At 48.2% G+C, this 1054-nt stretch carries 2 protein-coding genes; one reads left to right on the forward strand and one right to left on the reverse strand.

The genetic code is table 11. From position 1 onward, the window contains the following. Positions 1–290: 290 nt before the first annotated feature. Positions 291–548, forward strand: coding sequence for a hypothetical protein (locus I5W_RS33070; protein WP_252716866.1), 258 nt, complete (start codon positions 291–293; stop codon positions 546–548). An 86-nt stretch (positions 549–634) separates the two neighbouring features. Here the strand turns inward: I5W_RS33070 and I5W_RS02975 are convergent. Continuing rightward, the coding region (locus I5W_RS02975; RefSeq protein ID WP_083893445.1) for a hypothetical protein at positions 635–1054 on the reverse strand (420 nt) is incomplete at its 5' end.

Consider the following 1054-nt stretch of genomic DNA (forward strand, 5'->3'; position numbering starts at 1 on the left):
TAGCGGGAGGGTGGAACGATTTTGGCTTGACGCTTTGCCTGGCCGAACACCCCGAGCCCTTAGAAACGCCACGGCATTAAGACTTCGCAGCGACATCATCGCCCGTAGCGGCGCAAACGCCGCCACGTACCGGCGTCTATTTGCCGCTCGACGACCCTCATGGCACTCTTCAATTTTGTTGGACAGGAAACCCTCCTGGAAAACTTAAGAAGTGCAGCACGTTTAACGATCTTGGACTGGAGGTATTAGCAAGTGTCGGTCGTCAAGCTCTATGGCTCGATGAATACCGTATGAATCAATTCGTGCAAAGCCACCTTCAAGACCCACGCTTGGTGGCAGATCCATACTTCAAGGAAAGTATAAAAAAACCCAAGCTAGCTGCAAGTTTAGTAGCAGGGCAAGCTTTCACGTCACGTCCCTGCGATTGGATTTACGTAGAACAACTTCACGGACAGCCTATCGATTTCTCTGAAGATGCGCCCCTTGATCAGGCAGGAACGGCAGCTCGACTGGAAAGCGGTGCCATCTGTAACCGTTCAGGATATTAGAACGGCTCATGTTCACTCATTTTTTTAGAGAAGATCAATAAGAGCTTGTGAGATCAAAGGGCCCACTTTTTTTCGTGCATATATGCCTATTCATCCCATCTTCCTTTTGCAAAAGCCGTTACCGATTTGGTGCCGTCATCGTCGTACAAAAAACCATGGGCAGCCAATCCAAGCTTGAGAAAGACACTCGTGCCAGTTTTTGATAGTGGCTCATCGTCCCAATCATGCAGAACTTTAAAGGCATACGCTCCCGGAACTTCGAACAATTTGAGTCCATTCAATTGGACATTTGGTAGATTGGGATACAGGCTGATCTCTAACAATCCATCACCCGTGTCAGAAAAAGTTAACTGCAAACGTTTCTCGCTCCAAAATTCTCTTGATTCTTCGAAGAATTGGCTTTTCTTGGTAAATAACGGCGCGCCCAATAACTGATGAACCTCGCCCCGAGTCATTCCAAACTTGAGCGGTCCGACGCCCACGTAAGACATGATGATGTGTTCTGC

The organism is Herbaspirillum sp. B65 (assembly GCF_000333555.1).
Taxonomy (GTDB): Bacteria; Pseudomonadota; Gammaproteobacteria; order Burkholderiales; family Burkholderiaceae_D; genus Herbaspirillum; species Herbaspirillum rubrisubalbicans.